The sequence below is a fragment of the Anaplasma phagocytophilum genome, assembly GCF_023476575.1.
In the GTDB taxonomy this organism is placed as follows: domain Bacteria; phylum Pseudomonadota; class Alphaproteobacteria; order Rickettsiales; family Anaplasmataceae; genus Anaplasma; species Anaplasma phagocytophilum_A.
The window spans coordinates 1-16032 of sequence record NZ_JAHLEX010000015.1; the positions used below are offsets into that span (position 1 = coordinate 1).

A 16032-nucleotide genomic window follows, 5' to 3' on the forward strand; every position below is an offset into this window, starting at 1 on the left:
CAATGAGAATAGTTCACGAGGTCAGACGTTATAAGTCAGAGAATTGTATAGCCATGAACTATCCTGTGAATCGACTTTATATATCACAAAAAGCACTAAAATAGGCCATCTCCCCCTTCAATCTCAGCACGAGGAGTTAAAACAGCAACAGAATCCACGGCAATAACGTTTACCGCACTAAAGTTCACAAGATGCTCAACAATATGCAACGCCTGTTCTCCAGTGTAAGGCTGAGATACTATCAGAGTCCCTACAGACACCTCCAGCTTTTTAGCTGATAACGTATCCAAAGCGTGTTCGGCATCAATCCTTTACTGCGTCCATTGATTGATGCTAGGCATAGAATAACTACGGGTGTGTCGGTGAGTGACAGGGCTGCTACTGTATTGAAGGCTGTATCTGATGGCAGTAGTGCTGATGATATAGTAACGCCTGGGCATGTCTTTCCTATAGTGGCGAATCCTGGTGGTGTTTTAAAGAGAGGTGGCCACACTGTGAAGCTGGCGTAGACATTGCCAAATTGGCAGGTGCGGCTCATGCTGCGGTTATCTGTGAGCTTATTAATCCTGATGGTAGTAGGGCGCGATTGACTGAAATCATGGAGTTTGCAAGTGCAAACGGGATTAAGGTGACTAAAAAATGCACAAGCCTCACCGGTTTTTTGAGCCTCAGTAACGACATGAATAGCTAAAGTAGTATTGCCAGAGCTTTTTTTCAGGGCCAAAAAATCTCACGGTCCCTAGAAAGCCTTCACAACGCTAAGGCTGCGTCTAGCGCAGCACGAAGGGAACAGATCTTACCTATAATTTCTAGGGCTGCGTGGGCTGGGCACCCATAGTGAATTTGGTTACAGTTAAAAGAAACGATACAAAAGCTCCCAAGGTACAGTATTTAGCGTGAAAAGCACCGACGGAGGTAAAAGATTACGTCAGCAGGTTTGCTATTTTGATAGATATTCCAGTTAATTTCACATCGTGGACACGTAGAAAATCCACCTGTTGTTGCGCAAAAAACGTAGACAGTATAGCCGTTGGAACATCTCTTTCTGATAGCTCAACGGGTATCAAAGAAAACATAGATTTGCGTGAATGCCCCACGAAGACTGGAAATCCAAGCTTTTTTAGTCTCCCTATGTTTTTAGCAATGTACCACGAGTATGCGGGCAGCTTACCAAAGCCAAGGCCTGGATCTAGAATTATGCGTTCACGAGCTACACCCTGCGCAATAAGAGTATCAACTCTCGAGCACAGCCATTCTATTATCTCATTTAGTAACTGCTCAGGTTGACCAACATAACTTCTGTCTCGGGATACGGGGAGCCCAAAGTGGTGCATAATAACGATTTTGGCGGAACTTGCTGCCACGACCGCCGGCATATCAGGATCCAGAAGACCCCCTTGATCATTTATGTAATCTACACCCAGCTCCAGAGCTAGTTCAGCGGTCTTTGCATTTCTTGTATCTATGCTGACTTCTACATGTGCATTATGAGCAATGCGTATTATTTCAGGCAAAACTTCTTTCAGCCTATACCATTCTTCTTCTTGTGTTATGGGAGATACACCAGGTGCCGTGGATTCCGCGCCTACATCAATAACATCCGCACCATGCTCTATTAGATCTGCAGCGTGTCTAATCGCAGCATTAGCTTCTAAAAACTCACCCCCGTCGGAGAACGAATTTGGAGTTATATTCAATATACCAACAATTTTTGTAGTGACAGCAGAGTGTTGCAAAACATTACCTAATCAAAAAAACAGCTGAAACTACCGTAATGGCGTGCAACACAACCCTTATCAGCATGAGCTTGTTTTTATACTTTTCATAGAAACCGCTACCTGTAGAAGCCAGTACCACACCCGCCACTAATGAAATAACAGTAAGAAGCGACAATATTATTACTATAGACAACATAAGAACGCCGCATTTTGAGTGATTCTACTCCATGTCTACCCAATGTACAACACCGATTTACCTTATGCTAAGTGAATTTTTATAGTAATATCCAGCTTTAATGGCCGGCTCGCTCTGGAGCGTAGTGCCGTAGTATTTTTAGGGGTATATGTGGAAGATGTGAAATTCGGCTTTGCCGCGATGAAGGAGCTTAAAAAAAGTGTACTTTATCAAACGTTGGAGAAATGTAAGAGTGTATTTTGGTTCGTCTTTTGGTTTAGCTCTGCGATCAATATCCTCGCACTATTCCTTCCATTATATACATCCCAAGTTTTGGATCGGGTGCTTTCTAGTGGGAGTGCATCAACACTTGCAATGCTTAGTATTGTTACTATTTCTGCACTTGCATGCTCAGCATTATTAGATGTTTGTCGCTCTCTCACTATGGCAAAGGTTGCGGATTGGATAGATAGGGAGACCACTCCTGATCTTATAGTGCGCGCCATTAGTTTGACGTCAATAAAGGGGACTGCAACCAGCGGTGATGTTATTAGAGATCTAGGAACGGTCAAGGGTTTTATCACGGGATTTGGTATATTCTCGCTCTTTGATATGCCGTGGGCTTTTGTGTATTTAATTGCCATATTCATGATACATCCTGTCACTGGGTGTATAGCAGTGGTAGGGATAGTTTTGCTGGTTCTGATGGCGGTTTGGAATGAGCTGGCAACGAAAAAGGTGATGCAAGAATCCAGTGAGGAAAATGTTCGTAACATCGGTTACATTGATGTAGCAAGTCGCAACGCAGAAGTTGTAGAAGCTATGGGTATGATTAGGCATATAGTAACTGAGTGGTCTAAGAGGAATGATCAAAATAGATCATTGCAGGTTAAAGCTCAAGGCCGGTCAAACGCTATTATGGGTGTGACAAAATTTACTCGTTCTATATTGCAGATAGCGGTTATTGGTGTAGGTGCGTGGTTAGCCATACATGGACACAAGACGGCGGGGGGCATTATTGCTTCATCTATTCTTATGGGAAGGGCACTTGCTCCTTTTGAAGCATCAATTAACACATGGAAGATGCTGCAATCTGCAAGAATATCGTATCGTAGACTGCAAACTTTATTATTAGCTGCTCCGCAAAGGGATCAGGCTATGTCTCTTCCAGCACCAAGGGGGGCTATATCTTTAGAGAGGGTGTTTTTTACTCCTTATGGAGGAATGAAGCCCACCATTAAGGGTGTTTCTTTTGCAGTTGACCCTGGAAGCAGTGTCGGAATAATAGGTGTGAGTGCTTCGGGCAAGTCCACGTTGGTGAAGTTACTTGTAGGCGTATGGAAGCCAATATCTGGTGTGGTTAGGTTGGATGGGGCAGATGTATACACTTGGAATAGGGAGGATTTTGGTCGTCATGTTGGCTATCTTCCCCAGGATGTGGAGCTTTTTAACGCATCCATAAAGACTAACATTGCTAGGATGATGCCTGACGCAGATCCGGAGAAAGTTATAAAAGCAGCTATGATTGCTGGTATACATGAGATGATTCTGCAATTGCCGAATGGTTACGATACCATCATAGGCAGTGGGGGAGTAGTATTGTCTGGAGGACAAAAACAAATGCTGGGGTTGGCACGGGCATTTTATGGAGACGTGAAACTTTTGGTATTGGATGAACCGAATGCAAACCTAGATGGGAAGGCTGAAGCTAATTTAATGCAAGCGTTGCGCTATGCAAAGCAGCGTGGAATGACCACTTTTGTGGTTACACACAAGGTACAGCTATTAAATGCTGTTGACCAGGTAGTTGTTATGGACGATGGCATGTTGAGTGCTATGGGTAGTAAAGACGAGATTCTAAGTAAATTTTCTGCGAGGCCTCCTACTGCACCGAATAATCAGGCTACTAAGCCCATATTGCCGGTAGCAGCACCCAAGCAGGAATCTTTAAACGGTCCGGCAGTTGTTAAGAGTGATACTACTACAGCAGCTGGTGTTTCCAAGCAGGAATCAGTTAATAGGGTGGCTTTTACGGAAAGTAATAATACCACGTCAGCTACAATTTCTGTGCAGAGTAATCAGGGTGTAGGAGCGGTGTCTAGTGCTGCGCCTAAGCAGGTGCCTGCAGGCAGTAGTGAGGCAATTTCTCAGCAGTCTACTGCACCGAATAATCAAGCTACTAAGCCCATATTGCCGGTAGCAGCACCCAAGCAGGAATCTTTAAACGGTCCGGCAGTTGTTAAGAGTGATACTACTACAGCAGCTGGTGTTTCCAAGCAGGAATCAGTTAATAGGGTGGCTTTTACGGAAGGTGATAGTGCCGTTACAAATACACATGCGGAGCAAAAAGGCATTGTTGAGAAGGAAATAAAAAAAGTAACAGAGGATAGAGTAGTTGGTGCTGCAAAAACCAGGACACGGCGATATGGTGCAAGTAATGCGTCTAACCCGTTGAGAGAAAGGAGGCGACGCACATATAGGAAGCAAGCAACGTCTGATCAAGTATCAGGTTCTTCACGCGTTGTAATATCAGATCATAACGCTGACGGTAAGAGTGCTGGTGTAGCAAGGAAACGTCGCTACGGGAATAGTAAGTCTAGTAAAGTATCGGGCACTAAGGAAACAAACAGAGGTAAGAAGGCTACTAGTACTGATGATGTGCCTATTGGAGATTAGCAGCGCCAAGAGGCTTCTGATTACTTAGTGAACCTGGGGACTTGGTGTATTTGTGATGCTGGGGGTTTTGCTTTTTGTTAACAGTTGTGTGTAACATGGTGCTCAGTGAACGAGGTAGAGCTTATGACAAGAACTGTGGTTATTGAACAAACAGGTGGCCCTGAAGTGATGCAGTTTGTTGATGTAGAGATAGGTGAACCAGGTAGAGGAGAGGTTCTTGTTGAGCATACCGCCATAGGTCTTAGTAGGTTTGATGTAGAATGTAGAGCGGGAATAAGGAAAGTTAAATCTCTACCATATACTCCAGGTGTGCAAGCTGTAGGGGTAGTCAAGAAGGTCGGGCAAGATGTTGAGGCTTTGAATATTGGTGATAGGGTTGGATACTGCACCGCTAGCGGAGGTTCATATTCAGAAGAAAGAATTATAGACCAAAAATATTTGTTCAAAGTATCAGACGTAGTTAATGACGAAGTAGCAGCCGCGTGTATCTTCAAAGCTATGACTGCGCACTATTTGACGCATAGAGTATATGATGTGCGTCCCGGAACATTTGCTCTGGTTTATGGGGTTTCAGGTGGTATAGGCAATATCATATGCCAATGGGCTAGACATAAAGGATCTGAGGTCATAGGCGTTGTGGGCTCTGATGGGTACGGTGTGAATATTGCCAGGGATGCAGGCTGTTCATATGTAGTGAATCGCAGTGATCCTGGTGTAGCGAAAGAGATTTTATCTATAACGAAAGGAAAGGGTGTTAATGTGGTATATGATCCCATAGGAAGGGAAGTATGCCACTTATCTTTTAGCGTTCTAGGGTTTTTCGGTTTATACGTATCGTATGGGCAAATTTCCGGTCCCATAAAGAATATCAACATGTCCACGTTGGGGACTAGATCGTGGTTTGTTGCAGCGCCACAGCTTCAGCATTATAAGCGTTCTAGACTTGAATTAGCTCTTACCGCTATGGAGGTTTTTGAGGTGGTAAGAAGAGGGCATATCAAAGTTGATGTTGGAAGGGTATACTCGTTTCAAGATATAGGGAAGGCCCACAGCGATTTAGAGAATAGAAAGTTGTCGGGTCACTGCATCATTCGCATGAAATAGCGCTGTTTAAGTAGAGAACTAAGCTTCGCGCATCGTCTATGGATTAGTGCTCTATGTATAAAACGTCTACCGGCTCGCAAAACATGGGGGATAGACAGATTTTCTTTTTGTGGAGTATTTCTGTGCTGGAGTTCGTGATAATATCGTACCAGGAACTACTATTTGCTGTGCCTATGCCTGCTATGTAAAGTTCGTCTTCTGCACGAGTCATTGCTACGTATAAAAGCCTGAGGTATTCATTATACTCCTCCTGGCTTTTGCGGAGCTTCAGATTTTTACAATAAGAATTTGTATCGCTAGCGCACCATAATGGCGTGTTTTTCTCGTCAAATACAACCTGTATATCACACTTAGGCACTGAAGTTGTGTCTGGTAAAAACACTATAGGAGCTTGCATGCCCTTTGCACTATGTACTGTCATTATTCGTACTACATTTTTTGCAATACTCATGTCGCTTTTAGTTACGGGGTTAGTGCTTTTTATCCATTGGATAAAGTACTCGAGTAAATTTAGGTTATTTGACTGAAATGCTATAAGAAGGTTTATGAATTCTTCAATGATCTCAACAGATGTTTGTCCAAGACATTTGATAAATTGCTCTTTGTGTTGTGAGAGTATGAAAAAATACAAATCTAATGGGCTGCGGTTCTGGGAGATTGATATCAGCAGGTTCAGATATTTTACCGTCTCTTGCATTGTTACAAACTTCTGTAGTTTGTTCCAAAGAGAACATTTCTCAGAGCTGCTGCTTACTATTTCAAACAACATGGAGTCTGTATACCGAAACATTGGGGATTTTAGCAGCGTTGCGAGAGATATATCATTTTCTGGAAGTAGTAAGAATTCACCTAAATTTACCAGGTCTTGGATGACAACGTAGTCCATTATGTTGCATCTGTCTCTACCTGTAACCGGGATATTCTTCTGTTTTAGGCTTGCAATCATTTGATCGACAAATACGCTTCTGTGGCGTACAAGTATTAGTATGTCACTCGCTTCCACGGGGCGATTTTTTGCTTGTAATTTTCTTTTTTCTTTGATCCAAGAAGATATGGTTTGTGATATGGTTTTTGCAAGTAACAAGGAATGATCGGTATTATCACTGCATTCTTTCATGCTTTCTAAATCCCAGGCATAAGGTTTTTTACGACGTGTTGAGCGTAATAGTGGCCATATTTCAACGTATCCGTATTCATTAGCGCGATGTGTATTGTGTACGATTTCCTGAGATTGAAACGACACCTGTTCACGGAGTGTATTGAATACTTTATCTACCAGGGAGAGGATTGGTGGAGTTGACCGAAATGAATCACTCAATTGTACAGTTACAGGGTTTGCGCTCTTTTGAGCGAAGTATTTGTGCATGAAGTGGAAATAATCTGGTCGAGCATTCTGAAACCCATATATAGACTGTTTTACGTCGCCCACTACAAAAAGGGTGCGTTGGTTCGTATTGCTGCTTAACCCAGTAAAGAACTCATTGCAGAGTTCCGCAACTATATGCCATTGTTCTAGGCTATTGTCTTGTGATTCATCGACTAGTATGTGATTAATTTGGCTATCAAGAGAAAACAGGACAAAATCTTTGTGAGTAGGGTCGGAAATGAGCTTTAGGGCCAGATTTATTATGTCATCATAGTTGAGGTATTTTGCGTTTTTTTTATCGTATTCGTATATACGAATGCCATGGCGCACTAGTTGCATTATATGAAACGTGCGTTTCGATATTCTTGCGCTGTAGTATTGTTCTGCGAATTCTAAAAGCTTTTCTTGTTCGTCGACTATTGCTCCACCAACTGTTGGGAACTGTTGCAGAACTTGTTTGCTAGCAATGCTAGATATGTCTTTTTTTTCTAGAGATGCAATACAGATGAAAGTTTTGAGGTATTCTTCGATTTTTTTGTGCGTCTTGTGGACCAAGTTGTTCCATGAACGCAGCTTAGTAGATATTTTTTTATCTCTAAGTCCTCCACAGTTTAGGGCATCGATTATTTCTTCTGGGCATAATAAATAATCTGGTTTTATGTGTAGATCTGTAGGTTGGGGTACTTCTAGATCTATATGAGGTTTTTTCATGATCTTATACAGAAGATCAAATAGTGTGCTTTCCTTGAGCTCACATGCTACTTCTTTTAAGTGTTCAGCTATGTAGTCACTTTCATGAAGCAGCTTGTAAAAAATCTTTGGGTACGACTCTGATAGCTCCCTGACCTCAAAATTAGCTGAGATACCTGCTTCTGAAGGAAAAGAAGATATAAGAGACTTGCAAAATCCATGTACAGTTTGCACTTTAAGTATATTTGGTATGCGAAAAAATAGGTTACGTGCTCTATTTATGAGTATATCGTCGGCATTTTGGTAACAAGTTTCTCTCAATACATCTATTAGTGCATTTTCCGGAAGAAGCATCCAACCTTCTGTCATCGCAAAGATTCTTTCCTTAATTTCATATGCAGCAGCATTAGTAAACGTTAGGCATAATATGTTTTCATGTCCTGCCATAAGTAATCTTATGACTCTATGCACTAGCATTCGTGTTTTTCCGGTACCTGCCGATGCACTAATCCACACGAATTCTTGCGTTGGATCGGTTGCGAGTTTATGCTGAGCACTTGGGGATAGGTTTCCGGTATGCATTGCTTTTGTTTCTTAGTTAATTAATAAATTACATTTTGTGCGTAGAACAGTAGGATTCGTCTAAATTGAGAGTAGCGTAATATGTTATCTGTGAGGAGTGTTTTTTTTACATTTATAATGAGTGCTATACTACACGGTCAGGCTGGTGTTGCAGCGCACTATAATGCCGATTATCTCATGCATAAAGGAGATGGAGTACGTGTTGTCTCTGCAGGTATTGTACGTGCAGGTGGTGCGCTATTTTATGATATAGCAGGAGAATATGGATACAGCGTAAGCATGATTCCTGTAAATTTGTCGAAAGATGTCAATTTAGCTAGTGCTGTTTCCTCTGAGTTGTACATAGAAAATGAAGATAGTCAAGAAAGCTCTGAGAAGGGGGAGGAAGCTGGTGTTGATGGTGGTGCAGAAAAAGTAAGCACGGATACGGGAGATGGATCGTTAAGCGGTGCAACTGATGTAGAACCAGAGAAAAAAATAGTTTTGGAAGGGCAGGAGGATAACGCTCAAAACTATAAGAGATGGAAGATTAGACGTCCGGCGAATCCCTTAACTGAAGCTGCAGGCCAAGATCTAGAGAACTCTCATATGCCTAGTTACCAGAGCGTGATGGACTTATACCAAAATGCTTTTAGTTGTGCAGGTGCTAATGATGTTACAGGGTTACGTGCGATTCTACATGAGATTACGTCCTATGGCAAAAGTAAGGCATTCTTGCTGGAAGAACTACGCACAACTGAAAAGGATAATCTGCTGCTTTATGCAGTGAAGCATGATGCTGTAGATGCGGTGAGATATCTCTTATGGGAGGGTTCTGATTATAATGTCACGGACAAGAATGGGGAGACCCCATTACGTATTGCAGTTTCAAGTGGAAGTATGGAAATGATAAACCTAATTTCTGAAATGCAGCGTGGGATTAACTTAGAAGCAGAAAAGGGTGTAACAGACGATGTGGAGCTGTATGCATCCTCTGATAAAGCAAGGAATAGATAGATAATTTTTGTTTTGCTAGGAAATTGGTAGAGATAGTATACGTTAATCAGGTATGTACCCAATGGACGTTGAACGTGGAACTGGATCTGTGCGCAATATAGTGAGCAAGAAATTGTTTTGTTTGTGCGGTTACAAAGCTACAGTGCTTGTGGTGTTGTTGACGGTTGTATTGGGTATATACTGCTGGAATAGTGACTTTTCCTACCTAGCAATACTATTCTCCGGTTTATGGGTTCTATTGCTAGTGACGGTAATGCCAAGTTGCTTTTTTACCAATGGACCAAATGATGCTAAGGTTGTAGAGTTTTTCGGAGAATATATAGGGACTACGTCGAAGACTGGGTTGCTGTTTTCTATTCCATATGCTTCAAGAAGGAATATTTCCCTCAAGGTAGAAAGCACGAGTACTTCGGTGATGAAAGTTAACGATGCAGAGGGTAATCCTATCGAGATCGCAGCAGCAGTTGTCTGGAGAGTGATATCGCCTGAGAAAGTGTGCTTCAATATAGAAAATCATCAAGGTTTTATATCTATTCAAGGGGAGACAGCTCTCAGAGAATTGGCAGGTAGCTATCCATATGATTCAAGCAGTGGTATATCGCTCCGCCAAAATTTTTCTGAGATCTCTCAAGAACTCAAGGTGATGCTGCAGAATAGAATGGGTATAGTGGGCATAGCCATAGAGGATGCTCGTATATCACATTTGGCTTACGCTTCGGAAATTGCGCAGGTTATGTTGCGTAGACAACAAGCCCGTGCTATCTCAGAGGCTAGAGGACACATAGTAAAGAATGCAGTGGGAATGGTGGATTCTGTATTGCTCCATCTAGAACAGAAGCACCAAATAAGTTTATCAGATGAGCAGAAGATCAAGTTTGTTAGCAACTTACTTGTTGCGTTAGTGTCGGATAGTGATACGCAACCTGTAATAAATGTAGAATGAATATCAAAGTAGTGCGAGTAATACGTCGGCTATCATGCTTAAAAAGAGCAGTTATAGTTACGTTTTTTGTTTTATGTGCCCCTATCTACAGGTAATACTTTGCAGCCGCTTTATTAAAACTCAGTGTTCCAATTGCTGTTAGCAATATTAGGCAAGTGTTGGTGTATGACGTAAGGTCTATGGTATCGATACATTTTTAGACAACCTCATTGCTTAAATGAGTTGTTATACACAACGTAAAGTTTCAGATACGATTTTTTGATCAGCTTTATAGGAAATATCCAATATAATCAAAATTATACCATAGATATGTGTAAAAAGGGCAACCATAGGGGGAGTGCCTACATTATTCATGTAAAAACAACAGCATATCCGATACGTTACTTGCGTTTTTATATACCTAAGTTTTGAATCGGTCGGTTTTTCATCGGGAAAGGTATCATAATGAATTATGATTTATTAGGCTTATACCACTATAGCGGTAAATATGACGGATTTTCTACTGACCGTTCTTCTAATGCTGAGTGCGGTGAGACTCATAGCGAGTATACGCGGTATAGCTCGTTATGGGGGGCGGTTATCCTACAAGCTATGATAGATATTACATCCAACTATAAAAGAACGGAAAATAATATAGAGAAGTCCAAAGCTTATAATTGGGTTAGTGATATGCATAATGATTTTATAACAGTATGTCATCTTGCGGGTTATCATCCCATGTATGTAAAGCGTAAGATGCATCGGCTATTATCAAGCTCTATGCAAAAACGTGCATAGTTCATGCAGTTTTATATCCATGAGGTAGGTTGTGTTGATGGGGTGCATGTTTTCTATCGGCAGATCTCGTTGCTAACAACATGTTTACGTGCCCATAGCTGGCATTTCTACTTTAAGGGTACTGTGCGGTACTATTACAAATGGCATAATTGTTGGGTGATCTTTTTTCATTTATAGTCACAGATATATCTTTGTTATATTTGTATATGTCTTTTTCCATGAAGTTAGCTCGTAGAGATGAACGGTTCTAAATCAAATGACATATATGCAATATACGAGGATATGGTTGCTAGGAGGGAGATAGTATTTGATAGTTGCCAAGTAGCTCTTCTCAGAGAGTTAGTAAAGTATACAAATGGCTCGCATAAATGGTGGAAATTTTGGCAAAAGCGTGCTGCACTCCCTAAAAAAAAGGGAGTGTACCTGTACGGTGATGTAGGAAGAGGCAAATCGCTGTTGGCAAGCGTGTTTTACGATCACTGTGGTATAGAACGGAAAAAAAAGCTACATTTCAACACACTGATGAAGCGGTTGCACGACCTGCTACATAAGGCAAGACTAGATAGTTTTCAAAATACGGATCATTTCGTCTCTTCCATGGATGAGTTGATAGGCGGTGTATCTCTACTATATCTGGACGAAATGCAAGTGCGAGATATATGCGAAGCAGTGATGCTGCATAGAGTTTTCAAAATTCTATTTTCTCGCAAGTTAATTATACTAATGACCTCCAATTATCATCCACGAAAGTTATATGAAGACGGAGTGCAAAAAGAGCTTTTTATCCCTGCTATAGACCTGATAGAAGAGAATATGGAGGTTATTGCGTTATTAGGGCAAAAAGACTACCGTGTTGAGAAGTGTTCAGCTAGTCAGTGTAAGTTTTATGTTGGTGCTGGAGCAGATCAGCAATTGCGGGATCATTTTCTCAATTTTATTAACTGCCAAAAAACTGAAAAAGCGATTTTTGTTTTGGGCGACAACAGAAGTATATACCTTGGAGAAGCTAGTAAAGACGTGATATGGTTCAGTTTTGACGAGCTGTGTGGAAGAAAAAATCCTTTGTGGGCTTCTGATTATAAGAAAATAGCGCAGAGCTATTCTTACATTTTTATAAAAGGCATTCCTATATTTGATTACTATTCGCAAAATGAAATGCACAGATTTATCGTGCTAATAGATGAGCTGTATGAGCATAAAAGTCGCTTATTTTGTTCTTTAGCATGTCAGGTCAGTGAGCTATATGCTGGTGGGCAGGCTGTTGATATAAAACGTGCGATGTCAAGATTATCAGAAATGGGGTCTGCAGCGTGGTAGCTCACGTGAATGTAATCCATGCTCATAAAGCTTCACTATTTAGCCAATACGAGATTGCACAAACACTCTATAAATTTTGGATCTGTTCCAAGAGTAGGGACTCTGATGAACCTCTGTTCTCCAACCAATGCTTTGTATTCTATATCAAGCTCAACAAGCGTTTCAGAGTTTTCAGAAACGAATGCTATCGGTACAAGAACTACAGATACATTATCATTGCAAGCTCTGAGAAGTTCAGACTTTGTGCTGGGCTCTAACCAGCGCACTGGTCCAAGTCTACTCTGATAACAAAGAGTGTAATCTACAGACTGTAAACCCATGTTTTGCAATATAGACATCACGGTTTGCCGCAGTTGCTGTTGGTAAGGATCACCTTTTTCAATAAATGATACTGGTAAACTGTGAGCTGAGAAAAGAATCCTGGTTTGTGGATTCAAAGCTACCGCTTTTTCATAGGCTTCGGATATTAACCTACAATGTGCCGCAATAAAATGCTCATTACTATGATAATCCCAAATAATATCAGTCCAAAAACTGTATCCCGCTTTGTGAGATGTACTAAACCAATCTTCCATCGACGATTGTGTGGTAGCTGATGAATATTGCGGATACATAGGTAATAGAACCACTTTGCATGGTTTATACTCGTCAATGTAACCTAACACCGTAAGTGCGTTTGGTGCAGAGTACCGCATGCAGGTAAACACTTTATACGAGCATCCAGTCTCAGCATTTTTATTCAATAGTTCTTCTAACGCGATAGCTTGTTTTGCAGTTTCCTGCTCTACTATAGACTTTCCACCTATCAGCGTGTAAATCTCGCGAGAAGGTTGAGCTCTTAGCTTGGAAATCGCCTTTGCTAAAAAGTACCTGAAAGGCCTTGGCGCGCCAATAATATGACTATCGTTGAACATGCTAAATAGAAAATCCTCTACCTCTCGCAAGGAAGCAGGACCACCAAGATTAAACAAAACAACAGCTATTTTTCTATCCATCATGTTTACGTTATACATAACCATGAGTTATTTTATCCATAGGCTTTACTGAAGGCTAGCAATATAACCTTCCAACAGAAGACAACAGAGGAGAAGTGCTCTTTAAAACACAATTACATTTGTCCATTTTTATTCCAATGGCCTCAGTATGTGTTGTAGACGTTCAGAACAAAAGCGTAAAACTAAAAACTGCAACTATAAACTACGTTCGAGTCCAGGTATACCCAATACTATATTTACCTGCATCATGAGACGAAAAACGCGTAGATGCTTACGCATCTATTCACAGCGCCAGCCAGAGAAAAAGAGTCCAGTACACAGCTTCCTTTCTCCACCGTGCCCGTACACAAAACAACAGGGGGAGAACTAAATATCTCCCCTTCTTTTATATCTAACGTCAGTAGGCACCGGAGCTATGGCACCGCGGACTAATGCTCTGGGACACAAATACATCTTCCAATACATTCTGCGACCCATCAGGTCTAGGAGGCTGTGATGGGGATACATTAGCAGCTTTAGATCCAGATGCAGCTCCTTCTTTTACTACCTTGTGACAGCAGCTACCACCCCCACGCCTATTTTTGTCATTCTTGCGCTCACTCGTTCCACGGTGATGCCGTTCCTCTTGTTCCACAAAATCCCAGTCCACATCCCAGAAAAGTGTTGCATCTTTTATATGAGTTGCTCCCGAGATGCCAAAAGACATAACCCAGGACAAATCTAGCGTAGCTGCTTTGATTAGAGTGTTAGCACGCTCTAGCCGCTCGCTTAAACCAATGAGCCCCGCAGCATAACTTTCTCCAATATACCCTGCAGAAACGCTACCATCTTTAACTAGGCTGTGTAACTTTCTAGAAGACTCGGCAGCGAAAGTAAAAGGTATACAGGCAAGTTCCAAGCAGCAGAGTAGAACATAAGAAACAGCGCTTAAGAGCCGAAATCCCAAAAACGCGAATCCCAGTAGATACGCAGTAAGTTTTGGTATATGCATAGCTGGTGCAGTTGAGTGCTCAAAATTGTCATCACCATCATGCAAGTTGCCAGATTCATCCTTCATCATAGCGAAAGGATAGCCTCGAGAATAAATTGGCCGCCCAAAATCTGGGCAATTCTTAACGATACCAGCCAACCTCACAGCCATGCAAATCGCGAACATAGTGGCCCAGCATGCCATAAGGCAATAAATCCAAGGCATGCTAAGTACACAATGCAATGCGTAGAACATTACCGGCATTATAACAAACATTTCAACGGCTGGGATAAAACCACGTTTCATGTTCTGCTTAGCTGCGGCGCGGTTTCTCATATGTGATTCATACGCACGCTTTGATAAGTATTTACCGCAAACCTTCAGGAAAATCGATGCCTGTAAATACGACATAGCAGACACTGAGAAAACAAGCGATCCATACACGCCGCACAGCACAGACTGTCTCACACGCGAAAAGACAGTAGGTTCTTTGTTATTACAACAACTCTGAGACACTTCTTTCCTCCTTACCAAACAACACACACATTAAAAAAGTTGACACAAATAAGGCATATGTGCAAAATATTCCTTTAAAAAACCCTTAAGATATCCCGTGAAATCGGTGTGTGAAGCTTCTTTCCCACTTTCGAAACTCATTAAGTTTTAGGACATAATTTTGAAGTGCCATTCAGGCACTTGAAACGCGTGACCTCAGCAAGCGATATAAGATAGCACTTTCCATATAACTTTCATTGTTAGAGAAACACCACGTCAAGTAATCGTAGCAGTTGCTACTCCTTATTATTTAAGACGCTCACACTATCTGCAAGTTCATTAGTTTTGGTAATACTATAACGCAGAAGCTCCTCCAGCGAGTTTCTTACCTCCGATTCGTGTTCACAGCGAGCTTTATATACAGAAAGCTCCTCAGACATAGAAAGCAACTGAGACTCAAGATCTTCTATCTTGTCCTCTAACTGCAACCCTATCAATAAAAGTAAGAGAGTATCAGAGGCCTTACTCTTTTCCGAACCAGGTACAGCAGCATTTATTCTCCGGCTAAGGCGCCCAGCGAGCTCCAGCAATCTAGCACTTTCACCCTCCCGGCAGGCAATCTTGTAAGTACTTCCACGAAGCACAACATCAACAACTTGTTGCATTCTAACTTTTCTCTAGTTCTAAGATAGGCCTAATTACCTCTATAGAAGCATCTAGCTTCGCTATCAACTCACCACAAGTAACTTTCCATTCGTCGCACGTTGCCTTCAGGTTTAGCAACTCTTGTTCAAGTTCGGCATTACGCGCAGACAATTCGTCAACCTTCCTCAAAAGCTCAGATAGCTGCGAGTTAGCAGCATTTTGACTACCAATCTCAAATCTAGCAGCAAGAGCCCCGCTAAGTTTATCAAATGAACGTCGCAGGCTTTCAGAGTACTCCTCTATCTCTCCCATTTCCAAAGAAATGCCCAACAAGAACCCGTCACAGAGGTTATTATAGATCACCGTAACATGCAAACTATTTTAAAGAACGCCTTGGTTTTTCAACCAGCACGCGTCTCTAACACAAGTCCAGTGAACCCATCCCTAGACAACCAAAAAGAAGCTGCTTCATGACTAATACCCTCCATCAAGCAACCATCCCCGGCCATAACGTAAGTGTAGTGATCTATTAGATCATCGCCAAATCTCTGGGCAAGCATTCTCTCAGCAATAGCCATTCCAA

Annotated in this window: 15 protein-coding genes and 2 pseudogenes; 8 read left to right on the forward strand and 9 right to left on the reverse strand. The window is 41.7% G+C overall.

Features of this window, described 5'->3' with window-relative positions; genetic code table 11:
* Positions 1-104 precede the first annotated feature (104 nt).
* A pseudogene (locus KPX09_RS01510) lies at positions 105-308 on the reverse strand (DNA recombination/repair protein RecA); the annotation flags it as partial.
* Positions 309-362: 54 nt separating this feature from the next.
* On the opposite strand from KPX09_RS01510, the gene KPX09_RS05710 reads away from it, so the two are divergent.
* Both KPX09_RS05710 and KPX09_RS05715 read left to right on the forward strand, forming a co-directional pair.
* Entirely contained in the window at positions 363-509 is a 147-nt protein-coding gene (locus KPX09_RS05710; RefSeq protein WP_346017228.1) for a 3,4-dihydroxy-2-butanone-4-phosphate synthase, read from the forward strand.
* An 11-nt stretch (positions 510-520) separates the two neighbouring features.
* Positions 521-691: a 3,4-dihydroxy-2-butanone-4-phosphate synthase gene (locus KPX09_RS05715; protein ID WP_346017227.1), complete on the forward strand. Its 171-nt coding sequence runs from the start codon at positions 521-523 to the stop codon at positions 689-691.
* A 232-nt stretch (positions 692-923) separates the two neighbouring features.
* On the opposite strand, the gene folP is transcribed toward KPX09_RS05715, so the two are convergent.
* Together folP and KPX09_RS01525 are read right to left on the reverse strand one after the other, a co-directional pair.
* Positions 924-1736 carry a dihydropteroate synthase gene (folP, locus tag KPX09_RS01520; RefSeq protein WP_249548640.1) on the reverse strand — a complete coding sequence of 271 codons (813 nt, stop codon included), beginning with the start codon at positions 1734-1736 and terminating at the stop codon, positions 924-926.
* A 4-nt stretch (positions 1737-1740) separates the two neighbouring features.
* A complete protein-coding gene (locus KPX09_RS01525; protein ID WP_249548641.1) occupies positions 1741-1914 on the reverse strand; it encodes a hypothetical protein in 174 nt (57 codons plus the stop codon).
* A gap of 180 nt (positions 1915-2094) precedes the next feature.
* On the opposite strand from KPX09_RS01525, the gene KPX09_RS01530 reads away from it, so the two are divergent.
* A complete protein-coding gene (locus KPX09_RS01530) occupies positions 2095-4569 on the forward strand; it encodes a type I secretion system permease/ATPase (RefSeq protein WP_249548652.1) in 2475 nt (824 codons plus the stop codon).
* A gap of 123 nt (positions 4570-4692) precedes the next feature.
* Positions 4693-5673, forward strand: a complete 981-nt coding sequence (locus tag KPX09_RS01535) for a quinone oxidoreductase family protein (RefSeq protein ID WP_249548642.1) — start codon at positions 4693-4695, stop codon at positions 5671-5673.
* 43 nt (positions 5674-5716) lie between these two features.
* Here KPX09_RS01535 and KPX09_RS01540 read toward each other — a convergent pair whose 3' ends face one another.
* The gene (locus KPX09_RS01540) at positions 5717-8311 is read right to left on the reverse strand and encodes a UvrD-helicase domain-containing protein (protein WP_249548643.1); all 2595 of its coding nucleotides are present in this window, start codon (positions 8309-8311) and stop codon (positions 5717-5719) included.
* A gap of 117 nt (positions 8312-8428) precedes the next feature.
* Here KPX09_RS01540 and KPX09_RS01545 point away from each other — a divergent pair, with 117 nt between their 5' ends.
* The 4 genes from KPX09_RS01545 to zapE all read left to right on the forward strand — a co-directional run bounded on the left by KPX09_RS01545 (position 8429) and on the right by zapE (position 12344).
* Positions 8429-9307 carry an ankyrin repeat domain-containing protein gene (locus KPX09_RS01545; RefSeq protein WP_249548644.1) on the forward strand — a complete coding sequence of 293 codons (879 nt, stop codon included), beginning with the start codon at positions 8429-8431 and terminating at the stop codon, positions 9305-9307.
* 61 nt (positions 9308-9368) lie between these two features.
* On the forward strand, positions 9369-10250 hold the full coding sequence (locus KPX09_RS01550; protein ID WP_249548645.1) for an SPFH domain-containing protein: 882 nt from the start codon (positions 9369-9371) through the stop codon (positions 10248-10250).
* A gap of 444 nt (positions 10251-10694) precedes the next feature.
* Positions 10695-11027 carry a hypothetical protein gene (locus tag KPX09_RS01555; RefSeq protein WP_249548646.1) on the forward strand — a complete coding sequence of 111 codons (333 nt, stop codon included), beginning with the start codon at positions 10695-10697 and terminating at the stop codon, positions 11025-11027.
* A 237-nt stretch (positions 11028-11264) separates the two neighbouring features.
* A complete protein-coding gene (gene zapE, locus KPX09_RS01560) occupies positions 11265-12344 on the forward strand; it encodes a cell division protein ZapE (protein ID WP_249548647.1) in 1080 nt (359 codons plus the stop codon).
* Between the two features lie 35 nt (positions 12345-12379).
* On the opposite strand, the gene hemH is transcribed toward zapE, so the two are convergent.
* The 5 genes and pseudogenes from hemH to KPX09_RS01585 all read right to left on the reverse strand — a co-directional run.
* Positions 12380-13357, reverse strand: a complete 978-nt coding sequence (gene hemH / locus KPX09_RS01565) for a ferrochelatase (protein ID WP_249548648.1) — start codon at positions 13355-13357, stop codon at positions 12380-12382.
* 379 nt (positions 13358-13736) lie between these two features.
* Complete coding sequence (locus tag KPX09_RS01570) at positions 13737-14843, reverse strand: hypothetical protein (protein WP_249548649.1); 1107 nt, start codon at positions 14841-14843, stop codon at positions 13737-13739.
* 257 nt (positions 14844-15100) lie between these two features.
* Positions 15101-15469 (reverse strand): cell division protein ZapA, encoded by a 369-nt coding sequence (gene zapA, locus KPX09_RS01575; RefSeq protein WP_249548650.1) that lies wholly within the window; start codon positions 15467-15469, stop codon positions 15101-15103.
* A 1-nt stretch (position 15470) separates the two neighbouring features.
* Complete coding sequence (locus KPX09_RS01580) at positions 15471-15782, reverse strand: DUF4164 family protein (RefSeq protein WP_249548651.1); 312 nt, start codon at positions 15780-15782, stop codon at positions 15471-15473.
* A 125-nt stretch (positions 15783-15907) separates the two neighbouring features.
* Positions 15908-16032 (reverse strand): annotated as a pseudogene (locus KPX09_RS01585) (hypothetical protein); the annotation flags it as partial.

Bases quoted from the DNA above. Each gene is read 5' to 3' on its own strand.
- KPX09_RS01530 (WP_249548652.1), top strand. From the start codon at position 2,095: ATGAAGGAGCTTAAAAAAAGTGTACTTTATCAAACGTTGGAGAAATGT.
- KPX09_RS01555 (WP_249548646.1), top strand. From the start codon at position 10,695: ATGAATTATGATTTATTAGGCTTATACCACTATAGCGGTAAATATGAC.
- KPX09_RS01545 (WP_249548644.1), top strand. From the start codon at position 8,429: ATGAGTGCTATACTACACGGTCAGGCTGGTGTTGCAGCGCACTATAAT.
- hemH (WP_249548648.1), bottom strand. From the start codon at position 13,357: ATGTATAACGTAAACATGATGGATAGAAAAATAGCTGTTGTTTTGTTT.
- zapE (WP_249548647.1), top strand. From the start codon at position 11,265: ATGAACGGTTCTAAATCAAATGACATATATGCAATATACGAGGATATG.
- KPX09_RS01550 (WP_249548645.1), top strand. From the start codon at position 9,369: ATGGACGTTGAACGTGGAACTGGATCTGTGCGCAATATAGTGAGCAAG.
- KPX09_RS01525 (WP_249548641.1), bottom strand. From the start codon at position 1,914: ATGTTGTCTATAGTAATAATATTGTCGCTTCTTACTGTTATTTCATTA.
- zapA (WP_249548650.1), bottom strand. From the start codon at position 15,469: ATGCAACAAGTTGTTGATGTTGTGCTTCGTGGAAGTACTTACAAGATT.
- KPX09_RS01535 (WP_249548642.1), top strand. From the start codon at position 4,693: ATGACAAGAACTGTGGTTATTGAACAAACAGGTGGCCCTGAAGTGATG.
- KPX09_RS01540 (WP_249548643.1), bottom strand. From the start codon at position 8,311: ATGCATACCGGAAACCTATCCCCAAGTGCTCAGCATAAACTCGCAACC.